Annotated in this window: 17 protein-coding genes; 5 read left to right on the forward strand and 12 right to left on the reverse strand. The window is 45.2% G+C overall.

Translation table 11 applies throughout. The features are described 5' to 3' along the window. Positions 1–438 precede the first annotated feature (438 nt). The 8 genes from BLP92_RS15090 to putP form a co-directional block, all read right to left on the reverse strand. A complete protein-coding gene (locus BLP92_RS15090) occupies positions 439–4,128 on the reverse strand; it encodes a chitobiase/beta-hexosaminidase C-terminal domain-containing protein (protein ID WP_175444320.1) in 3,690 nt (1,229 codons plus the stop codon). A gap of 691 nt (positions 4,129–4,819) precedes the next feature. Then, a complete protein-coding gene (locus BLP92_RS15095) occupies positions 4,820–5,767 on the reverse strand; it encodes a 5-oxoprolinase subunit C family protein (RefSeq protein WP_090843789.1) in 948 nt (315 codons plus the stop codon). Next, complete coding sequence (locus tag BLP92_RS15100) at positions 5,764–6,531, reverse strand: LamB/YcsF family protein (RefSeq protein ID WP_090843815.1); 768 nt, start codon at positions 6,529–6,531, stop codon at positions 5,764–5,766. The genes BLP92_RS15095 and BLP92_RS15100 overlap by 4 nt, the downstream gene beginning before the upstream one ends. Continuing rightward, positions 6,531–7,256: a 5-oxoprolinase subunit PxpB gene (pxpB, locus tag BLP92_RS15105; protein WP_090843790.1), complete on the reverse strand. Its 726-nt coding sequence runs from the start codon at positions 7,254–7,256 to the stop codon at positions 6,531–6,533. The genes BLP92_RS15100 and pxpB overlap by 1 nt, the downstream gene beginning before the upstream one ends. Positions 7,257–7,258: 2 nt before the next feature. Further along, the gene (locus tag BLP92_RS15110) at positions 7,259–9,073 is read right to left on the reverse strand and encodes a sensor histidine kinase (protein ID WP_090843791.1); all 1,815 of its coding nucleotides are present in this window, start codon (positions 9,071–9,073) and stop codon (positions 7,259–7,261) included. Positions 9,074–9,088: 15 nt separating this feature from the next. Then, positions 9,089–10,093 (reverse strand): BMP family ABC transporter substrate-binding protein, encoded by a 1,005-nt coding sequence (locus tag BLP92_RS15115; protein WP_090843792.1) that lies wholly within the window; start codon positions 10,091–10,093, stop codon positions 9,089–9,091. 432 nt (positions 10,094–10,525) lie between these two features. Further along, positions 10,526–13,288, reverse strand: a complete 2,763-nt coding sequence (gene ppc, locus BLP92_RS15120) for a phosphoenolpyruvate carboxylase (RefSeq protein WP_090843793.1) — start codon at positions 13,286–13,288, stop codon at positions 10,526–10,528. Between the two features lie 574 nt (positions 13,289–13,862). Next, positions 13,863–15,341, reverse strand: coding sequence for a sodium/proline symporter PutP (gene putP / locus BLP92_RS15125; protein WP_090843794.1), 1,479 nt, complete (start codon positions 15,339–15,341; stop codon positions 13,863–13,865). 541 nt (positions 15,342–15,882) lie between these two features. On the opposite strand from putP, the gene BLP92_RS15130 reads away from it, so the two are divergent. Beyond that, on the forward strand, positions 15,883–17,331 hold the full coding sequence (locus BLP92_RS15130; protein WP_090843795.1) for an aldehyde dehydrogenase family protein: 1,449 nt from the start codon (positions 15,883–15,885) through the stop codon (positions 17,329–17,331). 64 nt (positions 17,332–17,395) lie between these two features. Here the strand turns inward: BLP92_RS15130 and BLP92_RS15135 are convergent, their stop codons facing one another. The 3 genes from BLP92_RS15135 to BLP92_RS15145 form a co-directional block, all read right to left on the reverse strand. Further along, on the reverse strand, positions 17,396–18,010 hold the full coding sequence (locus BLP92_RS15135) for an STAS domain-containing protein (RefSeq protein ID WP_090843796.1): 615 nt from the start codon (positions 18,008–18,010) through the stop codon (positions 17,396–17,398). Positions 18,011–18,016: 6 nt separating this feature from the next. Further along, complete coding sequence (locus tag BLP92_RS15140) at positions 18,017–18,217, reverse strand: hypothetical protein (protein ID WP_090843797.1); 201 nt, start codon at positions 18,215–18,217, stop codon at positions 18,017–18,019. 87 nt (positions 18,218–18,304) lie between these two features. Beyond that, entirely contained in the window at positions 18,305–19,360 is a 1,056-nt protein-coding gene (locus BLP92_RS15145; protein WP_090843798.1) for a M42 family metallopeptidase, read from the reverse strand. A 370-nt stretch (positions 19,361–19,730) separates the two neighbouring features. Here BLP92_RS15145 and BLP92_RS15150 point away from each other — a divergent pair, with 370 nt between their 5' ends. Both BLP92_RS15150 and BLP92_RS15155 read left to right on the forward strand, forming a co-directional pair. After that, positions 19,731–20,837, forward strand: coding sequence for a glycerate kinase (locus BLP92_RS15150; protein WP_090843799.1), 1,107 nt, complete (start codon positions 19,731–19,733; stop codon positions 20,835–20,837). Positions 20,838–20,939: 102 nt separating this feature from the next. Beyond that, positions 20,940–21,284: a hypothetical protein gene (locus BLP92_RS15155; RefSeq protein WP_090843800.1), complete on the forward strand. Its 345-nt coding sequence runs from the start codon at positions 20,940–20,942 to the stop codon at positions 21,282–21,284. A gap of 38 nt (positions 21,285–21,322) precedes the next feature. Here the strand turns inward: BLP92_RS15155 and BLP92_RS15160 are convergent, their stop codons facing one another. Continuing rightward, positions 21,323–22,216 carry an ROK family protein gene (locus BLP92_RS15160; protein ID WP_175444321.1) on the reverse strand — a complete coding sequence of 298 codons (894 nt, stop codon included), beginning with the start codon at positions 22,214–22,216 and terminating at the stop codon, positions 21,323–21,325. 444 nt (positions 22,217–22,660) lie between these two features. Here BLP92_RS15160 and htpG point away from each other — a divergent pair, with 444 nt between their 5' ends. Both htpG and BLP92_RS15170 read left to right on the forward strand, forming a co-directional pair. Then, positions 22,661–24,544: a molecular chaperone HtpG gene (gene htpG, locus BLP92_RS15165; protein WP_090843802.1), complete on the forward strand. Its 1,884-nt coding sequence runs from the start codon at positions 22,661–22,663 to the stop codon at positions 24,542–24,544. 143 nt (positions 24,545–24,687) lie between these two features. Then, positions 24,688–25,974, forward strand: coding sequence for a Zn-dependent hydrolase (locus BLP92_RS15170; RefSeq protein ID WP_090843803.1), 1,287 nt, complete (start codon positions 24,688–24,690; stop codon positions 25,972–25,974). Positions 25,975–26,406 lie beyond the last annotated feature (432 nt).

A 26,406-nucleotide genomic window follows, 5' to 3' on the forward strand; every position in this document is an offset into this window, starting at 1 on the left:
AAAGTGTTTCCAGAAAAATTACGGTTTTCAAAAAAAAAATAAGAAGCTGATCCAGGTTTTACCAGATCAGCTTTAGGTTGTTGATAAAACAAGGAATTATGTATATTGATGATTTATTGAAAAAGGGGTTATCTTCCGCTTTCCAGCGGACATTGTGGAGAAAAGTTATTCTCTTAAAAAAGGTGTGTTCCTACTTCTGCTGTTTCGTATAAAAATTGTTGTCTCACTTATGTATGCTGCAGTCGCAGAAGAGCGACTCCGAAAGGAGATAGAACGATTCGAAGATCCACCTGCCTAGGCAGGTTAGCTGAGAGAGTTCCCTTCGGAAAGCGCCTCTTCGGAGACAAAAGCATAGGACCGTATAACTTATACAGAAAAATCACTTTTTCAACAGCTTGAAGCTGCTCCGGCTTTCACCGGAACAGCTCCTTTAAACGATTACTGTTTTTCCACTTTTACATCATCAATCAGCAGGTGCTCTCCTGCAGTATTTCTTACAGAGAAGATAATTTCCGCTTCACCGTCTCCTGGAGCTTCATACTCCCAGGTTACTTCCTGCCAGTCACTTTCATTCAAGATAGTATAACTGGAGTAATTTGCATAACCATTCCCATGATAGCCTGGAGCATACATCGAGTTTCGTATCTCTCCAGTGCCTTTCACTTGGAACGTTATCGTATAGACCGCACCTTCTTCCATGGAATATTTTTCTGTGGTAAAGCGCTGGTGACCGGTATTATCTCTGATCAGCTGCGCTGAAAAGTCCCCATCGAAAGCTTCATCAGACTGAATCACTCTGCTTTGCGCAGTGTTTGAGGAAGAACCATACCAGTGCACTGGAAGTCCACCTTCCCATTCTTCAAAGCTGCCGTTTGCCAGGTTTTCCAGTCCTTCTGCCGTAGACTGAACAATGACGGTCAATGTCAGCTGCCCGCGGTTTCCGGCCTCGTCTGTCACTTCATAACGGACTTGGTAGGTTCCTGCATTATCGGGATCTACGTTGCTGGTTACCTCCACCTGATCCGTCACATCTCCGTCTACGTTGTCGACTGCAGTTACTTCCGGCACCTCGAATGCATCCCCGGCACTGATTTCCAGTCTCGGATTTTCATTTAAGGCTTCATCTGTAAAAGTAATTACCGGAGGCGTCACATCCCCCATGTCATAGTCCGGGTCAATATCCGGAATCTGGAGCTGTACCATAATCGGGTCATGGTCACTTGCGCGTCCGTGTGTTTCCATGAATTCAGAGTTAATATTCATGGCATCCACTTCCATCCCTTGCTGCAAATGATCTGCAACGAGAATAGAATCCAGCGACTGCGAGCTGCCATTATAATTATACGTGAACTGGCTTTCTCTTGGCAGTTCGTAAATAGCGTTATACAGATTGCCCATTTCCGCTAATGTTTCCACCGGCGGTGACCAAGGGAAATCGTTGAAATCTCCTAATACTACTACGTTCGGATCTTCTACTGCAGCATTCAGCTCACTGACGAATCCGCCGACAAGCGCTGCAATTTCCTCACGCTGCTCCCGGCTTCCCTGAACAGGAGGCTGGACCATGCCGTAAGGTGCGAGATCTCCCCGCTTCGAGTTCCAGTGATTTCCGATCACATATACTGATTCACCTTTAAAGATAAACTCAGATACAACCGGACCGCGGGAACTGCGGAGTGCTTCATTTGTCGGATCAATAAATCCGGTGCCGTGACTGAGCTCGCCATTTTCCCCGATCTGTATACCTTCCGTGGAATCCGCTGTGCTCTCATCTGCCAGATGCACCCGATCTGTACGGTAAATATGTCCGACGCGGATGTTTCCACCCGGAATTCCGCCGTCCATGCCGTCTACCGGTGCTACATCTGTATAAGCATACTGCGGACCGCCCTGATTGCGGATTTCATCAATCAGCGTCTGATAGCTTTCACTTGCTGATGTTTCTCCACTGTCTGTCGCTCCATCGTTATCCATTACTTCTACGAGCGTAATGATGTCCGGTGCGTTAAGTTCATTTGCCATGGAGTTCGCCAGACGCTCTGTTTTCTGCGCCGGCACTCCCGGATAATAATTTTCTACGTTATAAGTCGCAACTGTTAATTCATCTTCTTCAAATTCGATGACCGTTTCTTCCCGGCGCTCATTGCCGCCGTCGATCAGCTCCGGATAGCCGCCTGCTACAGGCTCCAGCTTAAAGTTGCCGAAGTTATAGCCAAGCACCCCGGTTACTGCTTCTTCAAAGTAATCGCCGGTTTTTGCAACTGTATTGAAAGGCGCATTGATAAACATTACTTCTGTATTCAATTCTGCGTCAAAGTCTGTTTCTTCTACGTAAATTCCACCGGAGGCTGTGCGGTTATCAATATCCCATTCCTCCGATATTACGGTAAGCTCGTTGTATTTCTGCGGACCTGTTACCGTCACCTGTCCGGGAATTTCTACGAGCATCCCTTCCAGACTTTCATAAAAATCGAGTGCATTATTTTCAGCATCGAATGTATCTCCATCATAAATATCATAATTTTCCGGATCTGCCACAAGTTCTGAAGGGATTTCCCGGTCTAAACCAATCACGATCGGATCAGGAAGATCATTTCCGGAAGAAATCACTTCCAGAGAAGCGTTGGAAATCTGCGTAGTTGTTAAATCATCCGCATCGTCATATCCATCTTCTTCCCATTCCGTCACTGTCCCATCCACCTGCACTTCATCTCCAACAGAGACACCGTGGCTTCGAAGGTATACGTATATTCCTTCAGAAGTATTTACATCGCCGTCCGACTCTTCCATCTGCATATAAAATGCGTTGCTGCCGGCCGTATGTGTCACAATTCCCGGTACACCGCGGACGGACTGCCCTTCATAAGGGGAAATATGCGAGCTTCCCTGAATATCAGCAATCTGCAGCTCGCCTGCTTCCGGCAGGATCGTATATTCATAGGTGCGGACCTCGCTTGGAGAAAGTCCATCTGCAACTGCAAGTGTTTTCAACGTTACAGGTTCACTGATCGTAATAGGTTCTGTATAAACAGTACTATCTGTGGTAGGTGTACTCCCATCAAGCGTATAGTAAATATCTGCTCCTTCACTTGCAGAGGACAGCGTTACTTCCGTTCCTGCTGCTACTGCTCCTGAGGAAATATTTGCTGCTGCCGGGCGGGTTACGCTTGCATCCTCCACTAAATCATCATTATTTCTCGGCATTAATTTATTCTCAAAAAAATGATAGTTAACGACGCCTGTAACTAGATCATACTCTGTATCCGCTGTCACATCAGAGAATTGGCCGAGCATCAGGAAACCCTCTCCTGCTGCGTCCAGTGCGTTGTAATCATTAAAAGCAATATTATCAAGTACAGAAACGTCTTCCATCTGGATCAGCTTTGCCTGTACATGGTCAGGCTCCTGCGTAAAGAACGACGCATCTACGAGCTCCGGCTCAATCTTTCCGGCATCCGCTTCTATCAGATTGGAACCTTCCACAAGCAGCTGGATCATATCACGGTAATGGTTCAGCTCTCCGGTGAATTCCACACGGTCGCCGATATCATAAAGCTCGCCAAGACCGCTGCCGCGCACCAGAATTGCAGCAGTCTCATCCTGCACGTACATATTGGTTTGTCCGCCTTCTTCAAAATGGGCAGTAACTGTTCCAGTCACCGTCTGTTCTGTTTCCAGGGCCTCCCCTCGCACTTCCAGAATCGTAGGGCCCGGTTCTTCTGTTTCTTCTTTATAATCAAATGCTGCAGTAACGCCGTTCACCGAAAGCTCTCCGGCCAGACCGCTTAAATCATCGTTTTCATGCGCGACTGTTACAACAGACCGGTTGTCTGCGGAAACTTCGTAATCAGTTAGTTCCGGCACTGCTTCTGTCCCGTCTTCCAAGGTAACGACTGCTTCAATCATTCGTTCAATTTGAATACCTGCAGGGTAGGTTTTATCAAACGCCACCTGGAAACTTGTTTCATCCAGGATGTTTACCTCCTGCACCTCCCGCTTCGGGCCATTTCCAGGCTTGTCAGCGCCCCCTCTGTCCGCCAGTGCTGCCGGGGCAAACGCTGTAACAGTAAGTAACACAGCCAATAAAATCATTAGAGCTTTTCGACCTGTACGCATCCACGATTTCAAATAGAACTCCTCCTCTGAAGAAATATGTAATTCACGCAAAGCATAGCATGGTTTAACAGATACTGAAAAAGTTGTCAGATATCTCTGAACGTTAACACATGTGCTGCAAGTCCCGGTTTTTTCCTTCATTTTGAACTTCTATAAATTATCCGTCCCTCTCAAAAAGTTGGCCTGAACAAATATTCATAAAAAACGACAGATTTCCTTCTCGCTTGGCATAAAAAAGCATGCTTTTCACATAGAAATAGTTCCCTTTACTCTTCTATTTCAGGGGAAGGCGTGATGGGGAGATGTCGCGTATTATTCTTTCAATAGGCTTCACGGCTTTTACCGGTTCTTCAAGTCCAACTTTCTGTTTTTCGAAGCATGATCAATTTCACGCCTGCTTTACGTTCCGCTGCAGAGGCAGTTTTTATTTGAGTTATGTACTTTATGGGCGGCTGCCATGGAATTATTTATGAGCAGATCATCACATGCTTGTATTTTCCAGGAAGGAACTCTTTTAAAGAAGTGAAATTAATTTCATTATTCAGATAAGAAATTAAAATACTAAAAAAGTGGAGGTATCTGGTAAAATACGCCCCACTTTTCTGGATTCTGCAGTATATATTATTTTATGTCGCCTTCCGCTGTATCTTTCGGCCCGGTTTTCTTTTCACCCTGAATTACCTCTCGAAAAAAAGTTAAATAGTCACAGCTGATGCATTTTTTTAAAATGCTGGAATCTGTTTTCTTTTCGTTTTAACAGGTCATGTGCTTCCTCCAGCGTAGTTTCTGTAAAGCGCACTTTTTTTCCCGGCCCGAGCTGCGCAGTTTTAGATAAATCCGCGTGAATGACACTCCCTATTCTCGCATAGCCTCCGGAAGTCTGGCGGTCTGCAAGCAGCAGCAGCGGATAGCCGCTTGCAGGGATTTGTATCGTTCCCATCGCAACAGCGTCCGAGATCATTTTTCCTTCCTGCGTTAAAGACAGCGGCGGTCCATCAAGACGGTAGCCCATCCGGTCCACCTCATTTGTGAGAGCATATTCCTTACTGAAGAATGTTTGCAGCGCAGTTTCCGGGAACATTCCTGTATCCGGACCGGGAAGAACGCGGATCGGGACAGAAATATCGTAATCCGGCAGCAGCGCCTGATGCAGCCGTTTCCGGCGTGTGCTTTTCATTGTCTGCGGACCAACCGGAAGTTCATCCCCGTTTCTTAATTCCCTGCCGCGGAAGCCTCCGAGTTTTGCTTTAATATAAGTGGAACGGCTTCCTAAGACGAGCGGCGTATCGATTCCCCCATGTATGGCAATATAAGCCCGCACTCCTTGACGAGGCTTGCCGAAATGAAGGCGCTGTCCGGCTTTCACAGGGATGGAAGTCCACAGCGGAATTTCTGTACCGTCCAGCTGTGCTGTTAAATCCGCACCGCCGACTGCAATCGTCGTATCTTCAGAAAACAGCAGCTGCGGTCCCATGAGTGTTACCTCAATTCCTGCGGCACTGTCGGGATTGCCGGCCAGAAGGTTTGCCCAACGGAGCGCCCATGGATCCATGACGCCGCTCTCTGTAATCCCATACTGCTGATAGCCTCTTCTCCCTTTATCCTGCACTGTCGTCATCATGCCCTGTTTCTCTACTTTTACTATACTCATACAGGTGCTCCCGGAGCTTTTACCTGCACGCCTTCTGCCTCTAATAACTCCCGCAGCCTCTTTGCAAAAGCTGCTGCCTGCTTTCCGTCTCCGTGAATACAGATAGAATCTGCCTGTATATCTTTTTTACTGCCGTCTACACAGGTGACAGTCCGCTCCTGTATCATTTCCATTACCTGAGCTGCAGCCTGTTCCTTTTCCACAATCACAGCATTCGCTTCTTTTCTCGAAGTAAGCGTGCCGTCGGGCTGATAGGTCCTGTCTGCAAAAACTTCCTGCACTACGTTTAAGCCTGCTTTTTTTCCAGCGGTAACCAGCGCGCTTCCGGAGAGGGCGTATAAGAAGGAGCCAGGAACTGCAGCCTGCACTGCTGCGGCCACTGCTCTCGCGGTCCCGGCGTTTACTGCCGCATAGTTATAAAGTGCACCATGCGGCTTTACGTGCTGCAGCTGTATTCCCTGCGTTTTACAAAAAGCTTCGAGGGCGCCAAGCTGATACACAACGCTGTTATATATATCTTTTTCACTCGTATCAATCAGCCGGCGGCCAAACCCTGCCAGATCCTGAAAGCCTGGATGCGCCCCCACTGCTGTATTCGTGTCCCGCGCCAGTTTTACTGTGTCAGCCATCACGTTGTGGTCCCCGGCATGAAACCCGCACGCGATATTTACGGAAGTTACCTCCGGCAGAAGCAGTTCATCATCTCCGAGTACATAAGCGCCGAAGCTTTCTCCCGCATCACAATTTAAATCTACTCTCATGATCATGCACTTCCTTCCTGCACTAATTCATAGGTTCCCTCTGCAATTTTCTTCTCGATTGTTTCAAATTCTTCTTTCGTTACAGCAGTAAATTGGATCCGGTCTCCTGCCTTCAGAAACACTGGCACTTCCGCCTCGCGGTCGCACAGCTTCACCGGGGTTCGGCCGATAATCCTCCAGCCTCCCGGGGTTTTCAGCGAATACACTCCTGTCTGCTCCCCTGCGATTCCCACTGCTCCAGCAGGAACGGCATTTCTCGGCGTTTCCAGTCTCGGTACAGCAATTGATTTATCCATCCCTCCCAGATAGGGAAAACCAGGAGTAAAGCCCATCATATACACGGTGTAGCAGGCGGATGTATGCCGCTGGATAATTTCTTCTTCCGACAGCCCTGTATAGGCAGCGGCTTCTTTCAGGTCAGGACCAAACTCCCCTCCGTAGCAAACCGGCAGTTTCCATACAGGTCCAGGGGTTAAAGAAATCTCCTTCATTTTTTCTGTCAGCTGCTGCAGCTCTTGTTTCAGGGAAGGGTAAGAACACTCTAATGGCTCATAATGCACAGTGACAGTAGTATATGCAGGCACCCATTCACTTACGCCCGTAATGTTTTCCGACTCCAGCAGCCTGCAGAATGCACGCACCTGCAGATGTATTTCCTCTGAAATTTCAGTTCCGAAATTCACTCTTACTGCTTTATCTCCCAATGGGCCGATATCTGGAATATGCAACGTCATTCCTCCTCTACCGGCAGCGGAAATTCCATGCGGAAAATCGTACCTTTCTCACTCGATTTATGCAGATAGATCGTGCCTGAATGATTTTCCATCATTTGCTCTGCAATAGGAAGCCCAAGCCCTGTACCGGTCTTTTTTGTCGTTCGGAAAGGATCAAATAATCTGGTTTTTTCTTCTGGTTTAATACCCGGACCGTCATCAATAAACTCCACACAGTATATATATTTCTTTCTTTCCCCAAAAATCGAAATAGAACCTTTTTTATTCATCGCTTCACTGCTGTTACGAATCAAATTATGAAAAATCTGTTTAATTTGTCTTTCATCCACCCAGAGCGGCTGTGGTTCGAGTGCCACATGAAAGGAAATATCCTGCATTTCCAGCGTTTCTTCAAATAATGGCAGAATTTCTTCTACAATTTTATCCAGTGAGACCATCTTAAACCTCGGTGCTCCCGGTTTTGCGAGCAAAAGCATATCTTCAATAATACCGTTAATCCGTTCTATTTCCTTCAGCAGGAGAGACAGATGAAATTTCTCCCGGTCTTCTTTTTTGAGGGACTGCTTCATTAAACCAAGGAAGCCGTCAATAACGGCAAGCGGATTTCTGATTTCATGCGCTGCTCCGGCAGCTAATTCGCCGATAACAGCAAGCTTTTCTGTTTTTCTTACCTGCTGCTCCAGGTTTTCTGTCTCTGTTATATCAATAAAATAAAAAACTTTTCCAATTGTTTCCTGACTTTCATTGACGAGCAGTGACTGGGAACACAAGTAGGTATACTCCTCATTCCCGTCCTCATATTTCACTTTTTCATTTTGAAAAATTTCCTCGGAAGTGAGCACCTCCCAAAAGCGGCGGGTGCCTGCAGCTTCCTCCTGCCTATGCGGGATCTGTGTTTTTCGGAAATCTTCTCCCATAATATCCCGTGCTGTTTTATTTAAAGAAATTTCCCCGCGCTCCTCGTCTGAGGTAACAATCCCTATCGGCAGGGAATCCAGTATTTGTTCACGGTACATTTTATCCAGCACCAGTAAATCAAACGACCGTTTTAATTCAAAAGACATCAGGTTAATAGATCTTGTCAGCGGAGCGAGTTCCAGCTGATCAGATTCTTCTACTGCAGCTCCGTAATTTCCTGCAGCGATAAACTGCAGCTGATCTCCCATTTTCTCCACCGGCCGGCTGAAGCTCGCACTGATCTTGTAGGAAATAATTAAAGCAATCAGAATAATTCCTGCGGTTGCAAGAACGAGCAGCTGCAGCGCCTCCGCAATAATTCCTTCAAATCTGTCCTGGTGATCATCCAGTGCCGCCGTTACTCCCTGCCTTTCCGCTTCTATTCCGGCGCGAAGCGCATTTAAATCAGTCTCGTACTCTGTAAGTATAAAAGCTTCTGCACTTTCTATGTTATTTAAATTAATTAATCCATTCACTTGATTTAATATGAGGAAATCAAGCATTTCCATTTCCCGTTCCAGGGTCTCAAGGGAAGCGGGCGGAGCTCCGTAAACTTCTTCCATTGAAGTACGGGCATCCTCCCGGAACATTTCGTACCGCTGCACAAACGCACAGCAGAATGCTGTCTCTATTCCGACTTCCATCAGTTCTTCCTTCATCATCAGCTGTGAATCCCAGTGGGACAGCCAGATCAGCTCGGGAACATTATCTTCTGTAATTACTTCGCTTACTTCATTCATCTCCCCCAGTGAATTAATAAAGAAAAACGAAAGACTGCTTAACAAAGCGGTAAGCAGCAGTAATACGATAAATATTTTAGAGCGAAGGCTCCATTTTCTTATTCTTTCATTCATGCGGACCTCCCTCTGCTAATCTCCGATCAGATCATATTCTGGAAATTGTGCATCCAATTCTTTTTTTTCGTCAAGAGAAAACATGGGTCCAAGAGGCGTAATTCCGTAAGTCTCTTCCTCCATTTTAAGCATCTGTTTTCCTCCGGGCAGTCCTTCTTCTGACAAATAATTTCTCATAACTCTATCATAGATATAAGGTACATTGATTACAACACTTGTAATAACCCGGTCTTTTGCCATATACCACTGGTCATCAATAAATCCGATGACATACAGGTCGTGTTCCTCCGCCTGATCGATAATCACACTGTTGAACTTATTGCCCCTCGTATAGATTACATCTATTTCCTGCTCCAGCAGCAGATCAAGCGCCTGCAAGGCTTCCTCTTCATCATTTCTGCTTTCCACTTCTTCGTGACAGATAGTGATGTCCAACTCTCTTACTGCAAGTGCTTCTTCTAAATGTTCCCGGCCGTGCCAGTCACCTGCTTTGCTCAGTACCCCGACTCTTTTCGTGCTGGATTTCTTTTCTGCCGCTGCTACTGCCATCACTTCAGCATCCGTAATATCAAACGTATATACCGTATGATTTTCGGCCGTTGTTTCTCCCTGTAACGTAACAAATTCCACGTCTGGATACTGTTGGGCATAAGTGGAAAAAGATTCTGCAAACTCCCGTCCGTGGCCGATAAGCAGATCTGTTCCATTTCCAATTTCATTTTCAATCCGGAAATCCACCAGGTTTTCTGTGGTCAGGTTAGGAAAAATTTCAATATCTGCTTCGTGATTTTCTTCCAGCAGGACCTTACTTTGAAAAGCAAGGCTCCCCCAGCTCTGATCTCTCAGTGCATCAGAGGTTAATATCGAAACCTTTGGCTGGGCTTCCGGACTCTCCTCCTCATCTGCTTCCGTCTCTGTAAAAACCTGCGCCGCATAATACCCTAACAGCACGATAAGAATCACTGCACCGCAAAGACCGGCTGTGAATATTCTACTATGCTGCTTTGTAACGATCCCCATGCGGCTTCCTCCCTCTGCTTCTTGCAAATTACGACAACGTTCGAGTTATTTCTTTCTATTCTACCTGAAATTTCAGGATTTCGTCTACTCTAATGAGAATAAAACTTTGGATATCTAACACTTATGAACATTTGTGGTAATAAAATGGTTAAAAAGCAGGACATAGAGGAGCTGGAATCAGGTGAAATGAAATATAAGCCCGGGAGAGTAAAGCATAGGCGGTTGGGATTAAATTATAGCGGGTTTCAGGTAAAATATAGCCTGGTTTGATGAAAGCATAGCCGGTTTTCATGAAATTAAGGTCCCTGACAGTAAAGTATAGACCACTATTAATAAATTAAGCCTGGCTCTTCCCTGTAAATCTTTTCATACAAAAAAGCCGGGAACCACCTCGATAGGAGGCAGTTCCGGCTTTCGATGCCGGCAGTTGGATCAGCCAGTATTTAATAGTCCTGCTGCCACACCACTGATTGTCAGCAGTACTTCTGTCAGCAATTCTTCTGTGTGCTCATCTTCTCCGGTCGCGCGCAGCTTCTGAATAAGATCCACTTGCAGGAAGTTCATCGGATCTACATAAGGGTTGCGGCGGTACACGGATTCCTGGATATTTGGTGAGAAATCAAGCAGTTCTTTTGCTCCGGAAATTTCAAGCAGGAACTTTCTCGTACGATCGTACTCTGCAGAAATATCTCCAAAGATACGCTCGCCGATTTCTTTATCTTCTACCAGGTTCACATATTCTTTTGCAGTCATTAAATCAGCTTTCATTAATGCCATCTGCAGATTATTTACAGTCGAACGGAAGAATGGCCACTCCAGATACATTTCTTTCAGCGTATCCATGTGCTTCTCATCTTCTTCCACAAGGTTTGCAAAGCCGCTGCCGGATGCGTACCAAGCTGGAATCATCTGACGGCACTGCGTCCAGGCGAATACCCATGGAATCGCACGGAGGTCTTCAAACTTTTCGCTTCCTTTGCGGCTCATTGGCCGGGAGCCGATATTCAGCTCACGCAGTTCATTTAATGGCGTCGTCTGCTTAAAGTACGTCAGGAAGTCCGGGTCTCCGAAGACAAGGCTCTGGTATTTTTTCAGAGAATACGCAGAAATTTTCTCAATCGCATTCTCCCACTCCGGCTTCAGTCCTGTGACCTTTTCCTGTTCATGATGAACTTTGGAAGTAGACTGGATCAGCGCAGAGGCTGCCTGCTCCAGGTTGCGGAAGGCAATGTCGCCGAGCATATAACGGGAAGAAAGAACTTCACCCTGCTCGGTAATCTTCACGCCGTCGCCCAGCGTTTCCGCCGGCTGGGACATAATACTGTTGTTCAACGGACCGCCGCCGCGTCCGAGTGAACCTCCACGACCGTGGAAGAACTTAAGGCCGATGTTATAATCACGGGCCATGTTGTGGATCTCCTGCTGGGCTTTGAACAGCTTCCAGTTTGCAGTAAGCGTTCCGCCATCTTTACTGCCGTCTGAATAGCCAAGCATGATTTCCTGATGCTCGCCGCGCTCTTTAATGTGGCTTCGGTAAAGATCCATATCAAACAGCGTCTGCATAATTTTTGGACCCGCAATCAGGTCGTCTACAGTTTCCAGCAGTGGCGCCACATTTAAGTTACTTTCCACGGTGCCATCCACATGAAGGCGGTAGATGCCTGCTTCCTTCGCAAGCACAAGAACTTCCAGAAGGTCACTTGCCGACTGCGTCATGCTGATAAGATATACTTCGATCGAACGCCGCCCGAATTCTTTGTGTGCTTTTTGAATCATTTTAAACACTTCAAAAATTTCCTGGGTTTCTTTCGAATAATCTTCATTCAGCAGCATCAGTGGCCGTGGATCCTTCAGCACTTTCTCCAGCACTTCCTGCTTTTTCTCTTCTTCTAGAGAAGCGTAGTCCTCTTCAATGCCTACTACTTTCAGCATCTCGGATACAGCAATCTGGTGCTCTCCGCTGTGATTACGCACATCAAGCGTTGCAAGGTGGAAACCGAATAAGCGGACCTGGCGAATTACTTTATTCAGCTTTTTCAGTTTTGTGCCTTCCAGCTGGTGTGCTTTTGCAGTATCCTCAATCATCATTAAATCACGAAGCAGTTCCTCAGCATGATCGTAGGCATGCTTTGATTTTGCTTCCACCTGTCGAAGGCGCTTTAAAATAACGGCAAACATGCGGCGGAAAACTTCGCCTTCTACCTGCCATTTTTCTTTTCCTGTTAAGTATTTTCTTTCCTGTTCTTCCACGTGTGTTACAAACTCCGGTGAGATACTCACCCGTGTTGTAGACTGGCTGAAGCGCTTCATGAGATCAGTAAGTGCCTCGTCATACTTGCGGAGTGCAAGTCCACGCTGCAGCTTTAGTGTTTCCCACGTTACCTCCGGCGTAACAAACGGATTTCCGTCTCTGTCTCCACCGATCCATGAACCGAAATTCAGGAAGTTCGGCACTTTCCAGGTCTTATCCGGATAATAATCGTTCAGCTGGTCTTCCAGCTCCTGGTGCACGGCAGGCAGAACGTCAAATAACGTCTGGTCAAAATAATAAAGTCCATTTTTCACTTCATCGAGTACTGTCGGCTTCCGGTGACGAAGTTCATCCGTCTGCCACAGCACTGTTACTTCATTAATCAAGCTTTCTTCAAGATTTCTGCGCTTCTTGTAAGGAAGCATCGGATGATCCAGCTTCTGTAGAATCGTGGAAATACGCTTTTGAATCTCCAGTACTGTCCGCTTCGTTGCTTCTGTCGGATGTGCTGTCATAATCAGCTCAATCGATAAATCATCAATAATTTCCTGGATCTTCTCTTCGGAGTGCTTATCAGCTTTCAATGCAAGAATTGCTTCTTGAATCGAATGCTTCTGCACATCACTGTCTCTATCCAGACGGTAAAACTGCGAACGCCGGATACGATGATTCTGCTCCGCTATGTTCACAAGGTGGAAGTAAATCGCAAATGCACGGATCACCTGCTGGCGCATTGGCGACTCCAGCTTGGAAATTTCATCTTTCAGCTGCGTATACTTAGCTGCGTCATAATTATCCCGCAGTCCTTTTGTGAGCTCCCGGATGTCTTCAACCTTTTGGAAGAGTTCCTCGCCACCATGTTTCTTTAACACTTCTCCTAAAATGCTTCCGAGCTTTTTCACGTCGCTTCTAAGCTGTACATTTTGATCTTGTGTTTCTGTCATAGCGATGCCTCCTAAAACATAATTTAATAAACGAACACCCAATGGCTTGCCCCTTCCACTGCAGCAGAAGGTATCAAGGTGGGACAGTTTATGTCCTTCATGACGTAAACTGTCCCACCAAGGCCATACATTCCTTGAGAGCGCTCGATAATCAACATAATAACAGAAAGACTGTTGAATAATCAATTTTTTCTTACTATTTAAACGTTTGTAGAGGTATATGCAGAAGTAAAACGTTTCCGTGGTTTATCCCTGCTGAAAACCTTCTCGATGCCTTTCTTTCCATGATACTACGTTTATCTCTGTTTGCTTTTAAGAAACATTCGTGCCTCATTTTCTAACAATACATTTTTGCAATGGCCTCCATTATTTTCATTCACGCAGATATGAAAACAACAGGGATTTCATGTAAGCCCTCCATTCGCTGCTTCATGTTCGGTGAAGGCTCTTGCTTTCCTTTAATTCACCAGGAAGACTGGCACTGCAGCAACTTCGTTTAAAATCCAGATATTCATAAAAGAGCCGGTCCCTGTGAAAGCTGACCGGCATATTGTTATTATTTTAAGCGTTATATTTAGATACCTTTGTGCATTTTACGCGCACTCTCGAAATCTGCTTCCATTTCTTCCGTCGGCGGTGCGCCGATATAACTGAATACGATAATCATAATGGAAGAAACGATAAATCCTGAAACAAGTTCGTACAGGTCAAAGATTCCTCCGGCTTCAATCTGTACCCATATGAGAACAGTTAAACCACCAGAAATCATACCTGCAAGTGCACCATTTCTTGTCATCCGCTTCCAGAATAAGCTGAATAAAATCAGCGGACCGAAAGTGGCCCCAAGTCCTGCCCAGGCATAGCTGACGAGTTCCAGTACAGTTGCGTCAGGATTCTGTGCAAGAATAAGCGCAACAACCGCTACTGCCAATACGCCGATACGACCTACCATTACAAGCTCCTTCTGGGAAGCTTTTGGACGGATCATACCTTTGTAAAAGTCTTCTGCAAGTGCAGAAGAGGATACAAGCAGCTGGGAGTCAATCGTACTCATGATCGCAGCAAGAACCGCCGCAAGAAGTACACCCGCCACTATTGGATGAAATAATACCTGTGTAAACTCAAGGAACACGGTCTCCGGGTTATCCAGTGGTGCGTCTGCAAAGTAAGCAATACCTACTAAACCAGTAAAAACTGCACCTGTCATAGAAAGAATAACCCAAGTAATACCGATACCCTGCGCTTTTGGAAGCTCTTTCATAGAACGGATCGCCATGAAACGAACGATAATATGCGGCTGGCCAAAGTAACCAAGACCCCATCCTAAAAGAGAAACGATCCCGATAAATCCTACACCTTCAAATAAGCTCAGGTTTGCAGGGTCAATACTTCGGATCGTATCAAACGTAGGCCCTACTCCGCCAAAATCCACAATTGCAAAGATAGGAATAACAATCAGTGCAAGAAACATCAAGATCCCCTGAACAAAGTCTGTCCAGCTTACTGCCAGAAATCCGCCGAGGAACGTATAAGCGATAATGATAACTGCCCCAACCCAAAGCGCTGTAGACTGGTCCAGCCCAAACGTGCTTTCAAATAAAACTGCTCCGCCTACAAGGCCGGAAGAGGTATAAAATGTAAAGAAAATTAAAATAAGTACCGCAGAAACTATCCGGAGAGACTTTGATTTATCTTTAAATCGGTTCTCGAAAAAATCCGGCAGTGTGATCGAATCATTCGCTATTTCCGTATAGGAACGAAGTCGACCTGCAACAAACATCCAGTTAATGATCGCACCGACAGCAAGACCGATAGCAATCCATGCTTCTACCAGGCCGGCTGCGTATAACGCCCCTGGAAGACCAAGCAAGAGCCAGCTGCTCATATCGGAAGCGCCCGCAGAAAGTGCGGCTACACCTGCACCGAGACGGCGTCCGCCAAGTACATAGTCAGACAAATTATCGGTCATTTTGTACGCGATCAGCCCAAGCGCGATCATACCGACTAAATAAACAATAAATGTAATAATAATTGGCATTGAACCTTCTACCATGATGTTGCCCCCTTATATCTTTGTATTTTCCCCACTCCTGCCCTCCTTTGAATTTTCAGATAATAGATCACTCTCTTTTATTATAGCCTGAAAGAAGGAAGATGACCACCCCGCCATTCAAGACGAAACGTTTAGTGTTTTTCAATAAATTGGAAAATGATCCAGGATATTTTATGTGCTGGTTGCTTAAAAACTACTGAAGGAATTTCAATTGAACGAAACCTTTTCTGTTCATTTTTCGAAAAAAGTCTCGTCTGTATATGGCTAGCTTCGCAGATCTGCTAAAGTTTGAAAGCTCAAGCAGTATGTGGTTTCTGCCCGACTGCTCCCTCGTGAAATGAAAGCAGTGCCGAATTTCAGCAAAATTCCTCCCATACATGCCTTTAAGCTGGTCTTTTCCGGAAACACCACCTGGGACAGAAAATTATCCTTTCGGTGAGAAAAGGCTTAATTTTAGGTTTACTGAAATGTTTTGTTCCTATATTACGCGGGAATAGTTTATTTATGTAACCTACTCACTTTTAAAAAGGAGTTTTCAAGCATGGAAAAATATGCAAAACAATTTATAAACGGATCCTGGGTGGACGGCTCCAGTGATAAACAGCTGGAAAACGTAAATCCATATTCACAGGAATCATTTTTTACAATGTCTTCAGCTTCAGAAGAAGATTTGGATAAAGCATATGAAGGAGCAAAAGATGCCTTTGCGTCCTGGAAGGATACACCGCCTTCTGAAAAGCGCAATCTGCTGCTGAAAGTCGCGGGTGTAATGCAGAACAGAAAAGAAGAAATTATCGACCTGCTGATCAGAGAAGCAGGAAGTTCAGAAATAAAAGCAAATATTGAATTCGGTGCTGCGTTAGGAATCGTGCAGGAATCCGCATCTTTTCCCTACCGCTCCAAAGGGCAGATTATGGATTCTGATTTTCCAGGAAAGGAAAACCGGGTGTACAGATCTCCAAAAGGAGTTATCGGGGTAATCGGGCCATGGAATTTCCCCTTTCATCTATCCATGCGCTCTGTAGCACCTGCCATTGTCGCAGGGAATACAGTAGTGCTGAAGCCGGCATCTGATACGATTGTCACGGCGGGAACGCTGATCGCAGATATTTTCAAGGAAGCAGGAGCTCCGGATGGCGTGCTGAATGTAGTGGCAGGCCGCGGGTCTGAAATCGGGGACGCATTCGTCACCCACCCTGTTCCGAAAGTAATTTCTTTTACAGGCTCTACAGAAGTTGGCTCCCATATCGCTTCTTTAGCAGGGGAACACATTAAGGAAACTGCGCTGGAACTTGGAGGGAACAATCCTTTCGTCGTGCTGGAAGATGCAGATATAGATCAGGCTGTAGAAGCAGCGATCTTCGGGAAGTTCCTTCATCAGGGGCAGATATGCATGAGTGCCAACCGAGTGCTTGTGCACGAAAATATTCATGAGGAATTTGTAGATAAGTTCAAGAAACGGGCGGCAAACTTAAAAACCGGCGATCCTTCTGAGGAAGGTGTCATCATTGGTCCTTTAATTAAAAAGGAAGAAGTGGATCGAATAAAAGAAGATATTAATGAATCCGTGAAAGCCGGTGCAAAACTCGAACTCGGCGGTGAAGCGGAAGGCAGTGTTTTCCAGCCCACAATTCTTACAAATGTAACGCAGGATATGCCGACTGCCGCAAAAGAAATGTTCGGCCCGGTTGCTTCTATTATAACGTTTAAGGACGAAGAGGAAGCATTGCAGCTGTCCAACGGTACACCTTACGGGTTGAGCGGCGCTGTGCACTCGAAAGATATTCACCGTGCCACGGAATTTGCGAAAAAAATGGAGACAGGGATGGTGCATGTGAACGACCAGCCTGTAAACGACGAAGCACATGCCTCGTTTGGCGGGGAAAAACATTCCGGCCTCGGCCGTTTTGGCGGCGAATGGGCCCTGGACAAATTCACAACCGTAAAATGGATTTCTGTACAGTCCGAAAAAAGAGAATATCCATTTTAAATAAGTTTAAAACCCGCAGAGTTTTATATCTGCGGGTTTCCTTTTATCGTTTCCACTCGAAGGTTCACCCTATCCAGCGGAGAGCGTCCTGCACACTCGTTTTAATATTAATTTCGTACGAAGTAAGATTCTGCTTATGCAGTGTTCTTGCCTGATCCGGACGGACTCCGGTAATAATCGCAGTCGCTCCTACGAGATTCAGGCTCGTCATTAAATGAACAAGCTTTTCTGTCATTGCTTCTTCATCCTGCACTAATCCCGAGATATCGAGGATCACGTAATCGGTCGCTTCTGTAGCACAGAATTCAAGCACCTGATCCAGAATCACCTGGGCCCTCTCCTCGTTTATAATCCCGGTGAGCGGCAGTATCACTACCCCTTCGCCAATTGTCACAATCGGAACTACTGCATTTTCCACCTGCTCTTTTTCAATATCAACTTCCACAACATAACCAAACAGGCGCCCCATGACGTCAAATAAATCTATTTCATTCTTCGTAAATTCTCTCGGCTTGTCTTCATACGCACAGAGCGTTCCGTAATGCTTATCCCCCTGAATCATAATCGGCACGCCAAGAAGCGTTCCTCCGCCAAGTTCCTCTGTTACCGGAAGATCTTTCGTCAATTCATGCGCTGCTAAATCTTTTACGACGAACGGCTCACGGCCGTTGCTTTGTATAAATTGTCAGAAAGAATTCGTGTAATCTTTGGCTAATCCTTCCTGCATCAAAACTTTATCACTATTATAGACATGCTGAATACACGTCTCTTCTTCTGTAGTTCTCGCAATATAGATCGTATTAACATCTATTAAATCACTTAACCGGTGTAATACTGTTACTGCTGCTTCCTTCAGCTGATGATACGAACCACTGTGTAAAGGCATTGCAATTCGCCTCCTTTCGACAGACTGGATTCATTTTAACACTTTTATTCTCTCAGTGTCAGTTTTAAAGATTTTTTACTCAACCAATTAACAGGATAATACCATTTTCGACTGTATATATACTTTTAATAGCTCATACGTTGCTTCCAGAGACTCTGCGTGAGTGCGTTCATAGGCATGGGAGGAGTCTATCCCGGGACCAATCAGTCCGTGCACGATGTCGTGTCCTGCCCGGATCGCCTGGGAAGCATCAGAACCATAGTAAGGATACATGTCTACTTTGTAGCCAATGTGATTTTCTTCCGCAAGCTGCACCAGATGCTTTCGCAGCTGCAGATGATAAGGGCCGCTTGCATCCTTTGCACAGATAGAAACCGTGTGCTCATCTGTTGCCTGTCCTTCTCCCATGGCCCCCATATCTACAGCAAGATATTCGACTGTTTCCGGAGTAATACTTGCATTGCCCCCGTAGCCGATTTCTTCATTATTGGAAATCAGCAGCCGCGTCGTGTAAGGCAGCTCAATGTTCTCTTCCATTACTGTCTTTGCCAGCCGCAGCAGCACTCCGACACTGGCTTTATCGTCTAAATGCCGGGATTTAAGATATCCATTCGGTAAATGCTGCACCCTGGGATCAAAGGAAACAAAGTCTCCAACTTGAATCCCAAGTTTCTCAGCATCAGCAGCGGAATTTACTTTCTCATCAATTCGAACTTCCATATTTTCCTGATTTCTCGGTGCACTGCCTGCATCCTTATAAACATGCACAGACGTTTGCTTCATCAGTACTGTTCCGCAGTATGTATTCCCTTCACTTGTTTCAATTTCACAATATTCGCCTTCAATCGCGTTAAATTTAAAACCACCGATTAAATCAAGCTTCAGTCTTCCATTTGCTTTAATTTCCTTTACCATGGCTCCGAGCGTATCTACGTGTGCTGTAAGCATGCGGTGGGAAGAATCTGAGGCTCCGGGAAGTGTGGCGATAAGACCACCTTTACGGTTTCGTTCTGTTTTTACCCCCATCTGTGCAAAGCAGTGTTCTACATAGCCGATGACCCTTTGGGTGTTTCCGGAAGGACTTGGAATTCTCACCAGCTCTTTCGTTAATGCAATTATTTCTTCTGTCTCTCTTTTTGCCATATGAACCACCCTTTTTTAAAATTTCATATTTTTACATAATATAAAAGTCACTATCTTTTTACCAGTGCCGGAAGTCTGCTTTTTCCATTTTAAGTGCATTTGGCTGAAACCGTCACCTTTCGTTCCATTTATTTCCACGGGAAAGCAGCATATCAATGATGTATTCTTGAAACGCCGCTCAAAACAATGCATATACATTCGGTTCCCTCAAGCTTCACATCATCAATTACCATAATTAGTTAATTTCCAGGATGTTTCTATCAGTCTATCTATTACTCCCGGGGGTTTTAAGTTGTTTTTTCACTGTTTTTATCGCGGGTAGTTTATAATAGAAGCGATAGAGAGGTTTTCAGGAGGAGGAAGATGCACAATGAATATAGTAATCTCCCCGGACAAATTTGGTGATAATGTGACTGCAGTTCAAGCTGCAGAAGCAATGAAGCGAGGAGTACTCCGTGAAGTTCCCGAAGCTTCCATCACGCTCACTCCTATGGCGGATGGCAGTTTAGGAACAAGCGAGGCACTTTTATATAAGGAAGAGGCAGAAAAGAAATATATAAAGGTACTGGATCCCCATCTGCGCCCGATCGAAGTGCCTTATTGGATAAATAAAAAAAATGTCGTATATATAGATAGTGAGTCAGTACTCGGCTTACATTTTCTTGAAAAAAATGAACGTAACCTGCTTGCCACTTCAAGCTACGGCCTCGGTGAATTGCTTGCTGCAGCATCAAAAGAAGCTTCTCATATCGTGCTTTCGCTCGGCACGTCAGCTTCTGCAGACATGGGACTCGGAATGCTTGAAGCGCTGGGTGCTCGTTTTCACGGGGAAAATGGGCAGCTGCTGCAACAAACAGGGACAAAGGACCTTTCCGGCTTAAGCCATGCAGATGTATCTGGTGTTACGCTGCCCCCGATGACCATTCTCTGCAAAGCTTCTCTTCCGCTTACCGGCCCTCAGGGTGCTCTTTCTACGTTCGGCTTGCAAGCTGGAGAATCAGATGGGGTAATTGAGTTTCTCGAGAGCGCAGTAAACCGCGCAGCCACCTTATTTAACAAAGGCACCGATAAAAAAGATCAACCAGGTGCCGGCGCTGCAGGCGGTCTCGGCTTCGCTTTCTTATCGTTAAATTACTCTCTTCACCACGCTTCATCTTTTGTGGCGGAAAAGCTGCTCCAGAAACATTTAAATAATGCAGACTGTATTTTCACCGGAGAAGGCCAGGTAGACCACCTGGAGCATACCAGCAGAGTTGTCCCGCTGATCAGAAAGCTGGCGGAAAAAGCAGATATTCCGTATTATGTTGTAAAAACATTTACCAATAACACCACTGTGGAAGCAAAAGAAGAAACTCTCTCTTTTGAATTCCCAGATGAAGTATCACCAGAGGAAATAACATACAGGGATACACTGCAAAAGATAGAGGACGCTGTTGCCGAGATAACATTAAAATTCCACAAAAAACCATATCAATAGGTTAATGAATGATTTTTTATTTTTATTTTCCTTTTTTTACAAAAAAATAAGTCCTTTAGCTTATAATTATTTCCCACCCTCTTCATCATAAAGTGATACAATATGTATAGTGAAACTGAACCACTGTTCAAGAGAGGAATGAAAACATTGGCAAGACTTCGATCTTTTAGAGGAGACTTCTTTACAGGAACCCTCGTCATATTAGATATCGGCGAACCTGCAGCAGATGACTCCATCTATTATTCAGGCGTTCTTCTTAGCGATACTGAAGAACCCGTTTTTGAATGGATACACGAAAATGATCCGCGCATGCAAGACGGCAGAGAGAGCCACATGTACGTAAGCCCCTATTTAAAGCCATTCGGCGGCAGAGTTGGGTTGGGTACAAAGCTGAGAGAGATATTGGATAATGAACCTCTCCCAGATCCTCCAAAAGCAACACAATAAAGAAACCCGGACTTCTGTCCGGGTTTCTTTCTATTTATTTACAACCTGGGCACTCTGCTCAGATTCGCCGCTCCGATCACGCCGACATGTCCGCCGAGCGCAGCAGCCACCAGGTTAATTTTATCAACAGCACTTGCATACACTTTACCTTTCAGTGCTTCTTTCAGCGGCGGAAGAATTAGATCCGCCTTATTCAGCACTCCTCCCCCAAGAATAATCACTTCCGGATCCACCGTGTGAATAAGATTTGCAAGTCCTCTCGCTGTAAAATCAACCCACTCATTAAATATTTCCTGTGCTTCTGCAGATCCCTCTTCAATCTTTTCAAATAAGGCAGGAGCACCGCCTGTGAGCTGGAGTTTTTCCGCAGCTCTTTTTCCTAAAGCTTTTCCAGAGGCAAGCGACTCCCAGGAGCCGATATTCATTCCCTGCTGCGAAGGACCGTTATCAGCAATTATCATATTGCCAACTTCTCCTCCGTTACTGTAAGCACCGCTCAATAAATGACCGCCTGTAATAATTCCAGCTCCCACCCCAGTACTGATCGTCACATAAACAATACTCTCAGCACTTTTTCCGGCTCCTGCCATAAATTCGGCTACCGCAGCAGCATTCGCGTCATTCTCCACAATACACGGATGCTCCAGCAGTTCCTCGAGTCTTTCTTTTAATTTAAAATTATGCCAGCCCGGTAAATTCGGCGGGTCAAGGAATATACCGGTTTTTGTGTTTAGCGGCCCCGGCGCTGCCACGCCTACAGGCTCGCTTGTTTCTTTCAGCCATGCTCCGATAAATGTTTTAATCATATGTATACCCTGTTCCGGAGACTCCGGCGTATCTTCCTTTTTAAAGCCAGACAAATTGCCGTGCTCGTCAATCAGCGCAGCTCTGATGGATGTTCCTCCAATATCAATGCCAATTCTTTTTCCCATCAAATCCCCTCCTGGCTTAATTATATCCATTTCAGCCACAAAAAAATACCTTAAGCAGGGATGGCTTAAGGTAAATTAAGGGGGTGTTCAGAACTTGGGCAAATTCTGAACACTGATAAGGGTAGGACAGTGGATATGGAGGACCGGGTAATGCAAATCATTTGGGGGATGAGTTTGCAACGGTTACCTCTATATTCAATATAATCAGAGTATATGATAGATCTGAAAAGCATGTATTTCCGTTCTCAGGCTTTTACAGGCGAAAATTCCTGATTTTCAGCTCGTAAGCTACCGATGCGCAATAAAAATATTCATATAGGAATATTTTTATTCTGATTTCCTGATTGACAATAGAACGCATTTTAGTAAAATAATAGATGAATTAGCACTCTGTTGGCCCGAGTGCTAAAAGACTGAATTCAATATTAAAGGAGATTGTTTAATATGGCGAAAAAAGAATTTAAAGCGGAATCCAAACGTCTGCTGGAGATGATGGTAAACTCCATTTATTCACAGCGGGAAATTTTCCTGCGTGAGCTGATCTCCAACGCAAGTGATGCAATTGACAAAATGTATTACCGTGCATTGACAGATGATGCTATCCAGTTTAACCAGGAAGACTTTTATATCCGCGTTCATGCGGATAAGGAAGCTCGTACGATTACGATCGAAGACACCGGGATCGGAATGAACGAAGCTGAACTGGAGAAAAATCTCGGTACGATCGCAGAGAGCGGTTCCTTGGCATTCAAGAAAGAAAATGAAGCGGAAAACGGCCACGATATTATCGGCCAGTTCGGCGTAGGTTTTTACTCAGCCTTTATGGTCGCAGACCGCGTAGTCGTAGACACAAAACCTGCCGGCAGTAACGAAGCATACCGCTGGGAGTCAGATGGTGTGGAAGGATATACAATTGAAGCAGGCAGCAAGCAGGAAACCGGTACGACGATTACTGTATACGTAAAAGAAAACGAAGAAGAAGAGTCCTACGATGAATTTCTTGATGAGTCCCACCTGCAGTCCATCGTAAAAAAATATTCAGATTTCATCCGCTATCCTATTTTAATGAATACCGAAGTGCAGAAACCTAAAGAAGATGACAGCGAAGAAATTGAAACAGTGACAGAAGAAAAAACTGTGAACAGCATGGTGCCGATCTGGCGCAAAAATAAAGCGGACCTGACAGAGGAAGATTATAACAATTTTTATCATGAGAAGCACTATGGTTTTGATGAGCCTTTAAAGCATATTCATATTAATGTAGACGGAGCAATCCGCTACAGTTCGATTCTTTTTATTCCGGAAACTACTCCTTTTGATTTTTATTCCAAGGAATTTGAAAAAGGACTGGAACTGTATTCCAGCGGTGTCCTGATTATGGATAAGAGTCCGGATCTTCTGCCAGATTATTTCAGCTTCGTGAAAGGTATGGTGGATTCGGAGGACCTTTCCCTGAATATTTCCCGGGAAATGCTGCAACATGACCGCCAGCTAAAAAGTATCGCAAAGAATATTAAAACGAAAATCAAAAAAGAACTGCAGAACATGCTGAAAAATGAGCGTGAAAATTACGAGAAGTTCTATGAGTCCTTCGGCCGTCAGCTGAAGTTCGGTGTATATAACGACTTTGGCCAGCATAAAGATGACTTAAAAGATCTGCTGTTGTTCCACTCTTCCAAAGAGAAAAAGCTTGTAAGCCTTGCTGAGTATGTGGAAAGAATGCCGGAAGATCAGAAATATATCTATTATGCGACCGGTGAATCCATCGACCGCATCGAAAAGCTCCCGCAGACAGAGATGGTTAAAGATAAAGGGTACGAGATTCTTTATTTCACAGAAGAAGTGGATGAATTCGCGATCAAAATGATGCGTGAATATGAAGGCAAAGAATTTAAGTCCGTATCCAGTGGCGACCTCGGCCTGGAGTCAGAAGAAGAAAAGAAAGAATCCGAAGAAACTGCAAGCGAGCACAAAGAAATGTTTGACCGCATGAATGAGCTGCTCGGAAACAAAGTAAAAGACGTCCGCATTTCCAAACGTCTGAAGTCACACCCTGTCTGCCTTACTGCAGAAGGGGAAGTGACGATTGAAATGGAAAAAATTCTTGCACAGATGCCGGAAAATCAAGGGGTGGAAGCAGATAAAGTCCTTGAGATCAATCATCAGCACGATGTGTTTAATTCCCTGCAGAATGCTTATAAAAATGATGATCAGGCAAACTTTGAACTGTACACGAACCTTCTTTACAATCAGGCACGCCTGATTGAAGGACTTTCCGTAGAGGATCCAGTTGCCTTCACAAATGATGTATGCAGAATGATGAAATAATGAGGAGCAGGCAGCGCCGCATATGGCGCTGCCTGCTTTTTTGCCCCCCTGAAAAGTGTTTATGCTTTTATACTGCTCAGGGACTGTTATAATTATCTTATAATTTGAAGAGCACGTATAAACTAATTTTTCAGGAGGTTTTTATGTACGATCATTTAATGAATTCCTATGACAAATCTCTATCCCACAGCGGCGTCAGCGGAGAAAGACTGGCCAAAAGGCTGCATGCTGTTTCCAGAATCGGACTTACGGGTGATGATGGAAGCCGGAGGATTGCGTTCTCTCCGGAAGAGCAGCAGGCAAAAGACCTCGTGAAAGACTGGATGAAGAAAGCCGGGCTTCAAGTGACACAGGACGGTGCCGGCAATGTAATCGGCCGGATCGAAGGGAAAAGTTCCACTGCAACAGTAATGTCCGGATCACACCTCGACAGCGTACCGAATGGCGGGCATTTTGATGGACCGCTTGGTGTATTGGCTGCACTGGAAGTAGCGCAGAGCTGGAAAGATGAAAATATCGTACCTGAAAAATCATATGAAGTAATTGTATTTACAGACGAAGAAGGCGCACGCTTCAACAGCGGCCTTACCGGCAGCCAGGCAATGACAGGAGAATGGACAGAGGAAGAAAAACAAAACCTTCGGGATGAAAATGGCCTTACCTTTGAACAAGTTCTCGAAGAAAATCAATTGAGCTTGCAGACGTTCCGTGAAGCAAAGCGTTCCTTTGATAATATTGAAGCATTTGTAGAAGTGCATATTGAACAAGGGAAAAAGTTAGAAAAAGCTGACCTTCCTGTAGGAGTAGTGCAGGGAATTGCTGGGCCTTCCTGGCTGAATGTAAGTTTCAAAGGCGCTGCAGGGCATGCCGGTAATACTCCTATGGACGATCGGCAGGATGCCCTGGTAGCAGCCGGTAAATTTGTTTCATTAGTAGAAAAGCTTCCGCGCAAATTTAACCGCACATGTGTTGCTACCGTAGGAAAACTGGAAGTGAAGCCGAATGGAGTTAATGTAATTCCAGGCGAAGTGAATTTAACAGTGGACATCCGTGACATTCATGAAGATACAAGAGATACACTGCGGGATGCTATCATGCTTCTTGCAAAAGAAATTGCTTCCGCACGGAAAATCCTGATTGAAGTAGAGGAAATAATGAATGTCGCACCGGTGCAGGTCACAAAAGAAATGCAGCAGAAAGCAAGCAATGCCGCAGAAACAGTTTTAAACAAGAAGCCGCTTTTCCTGCCAAGTGGTGCAGGACATGACGCTATGATTATCGGACGTAAAACGGATGTAGCGATGCTGTTTACGCGAAGCAAGGACGGTGTCAGCCACAATCCGGCAGAATGGTCTTCTTTAAATGACTGCGTGGAAACAGTCCATGTGCTCAAAGTGCTTCTTGAAGATCTCTGCAGCGCTTCCAAGTAATGAGTAAATTCACAAGAAGAATTTTGTTTTATTAAAAGGCTTTGATGGTGATATAAGAAAAGTACGCCTGCGGCTCCTTTTTCTGCGCTTGCCGCGGAGAAATCCTTCAGCTATCCCTTGGAAATAAGCAGGGGTCCGCACAGCCCATCCAAGAAAAACAAAGACCGTCTTTCTTGGATTCAAGATCCCGGCTGGCTTCCCACCTGCTTTACGAGTTCGTCTGCAGTTCGAGACGAACCTTCGATCTTCACGCTTTCTTTTTCCGCAGGCGTCTTGAAAATCGCCTTGTCTCCGTTTTGTTGATAAAAAAGCTTGTATAGAAATAATCTTTTTCTATTGTTTCGCAAAGAGAGGAACGAAGCGAAAACCTGCGGACGCCTTTTTTAGAGGTAGCATTGCTGCCCTCGGCCAGCAGTAATCTGCACAAAGACC

The sequence above is a fragment of the Alkalicoccus daliensis genome (genome assembly GCF_900103955.1).
Classification (GTDB): Bacteria; Bacillota; Bacilli; order Bacillales; family Salisediminibacteriaceae; genus Alkalicoccus; species Alkalicoccus daliensis.

Excerpts from the sequence above, each read along its gene's own strand:
- BLP92_RS15095 (WP_090843789.1), bottom strand. The coding sequence starts at position 5,767 with ATGAGTATAGTAAAAGTAGAGAAACAGGGCATGATGACGACAGTGCAG.
- BLP92_RS15110 (WP_090843791.1), bottom strand. The coding sequence starts at position 9,073 with ATGAATGAAAGAATAAGAAAATGGAGCCTTCGCTCTAAAATATTTATC.
- BLP92_RS15115 (WP_090843792.1), bottom strand. The coding sequence starts at position 10,093 with ATGGGGATCGTTACAAAGCAGCATAGTAGAATATTCACAGCCGGTCTT.
- ppc (WP_090843793.1), bottom strand. The coding sequence starts at position 13,288 with ATGACAGAAACACAAGATCAAAATGTACAGCTTAGAAGCGACGTGAAA.
- putP (WP_090843794.1), bottom strand. The coding sequence starts at position 15,341 with ATGGTAGAAGGTTCAATGCCAATTATTATTACATTTATTGTTTATTTA.
- BLP92_RS15130 (WP_090843795.1), top strand. The coding sequence starts at position 15,883 with ATGGAAAAATATGCAAAACAATTTATAAACGGATCCTGGGTGGACGGC.
- BLP92_RS15140 (WP_090843797.1), bottom strand. The coding sequence starts at position 18,217 with ATGCCTTTACACAGTGGTTCGTATCATCAGCTGAAGGAAGCAGCAGTA.
- BLP92_RS15145 (WP_090843798.1), bottom strand. The coding sequence starts at position 19,360 with ATGGCAAAAAGAGAGACAGAAGAAATAATTGCATTAACGAAAGAGCTG.
- BLP92_RS15150 (WP_090843799.1), top strand. The coding sequence starts at position 19,731 with ATGAATATAGTAATCTCCCCGGACAAATTTGGTGATAATGTGACTGCA.
- BLP92_RS15155 (WP_090843800.1), top strand. The coding sequence starts at position 20,940 with ATGTATAGTGAAACTGAACCACTGTTCAAGAGAGGAATGAAAACATTG.
- BLP92_RS15160 (WP_175444321.1), bottom strand. The coding sequence starts at position 22,216 with ATGGGAAAAAGAATTGGCATTGATATTGGAGGAACATCCATCAGAGCT.
- htpG (WP_090843802.1), top strand. The coding sequence starts at position 22,661 with ATGGCGAAAAAAGAATTTAAAGCGGAATCCAAACGTCTGCTGGAGATG.
- BLP92_RS15170 (WP_090843803.1), top strand. The coding sequence starts at position 24,688 with ATGTACGATCATTTAATGAATTCCTATGACAAATCTCTATCCCACAGC.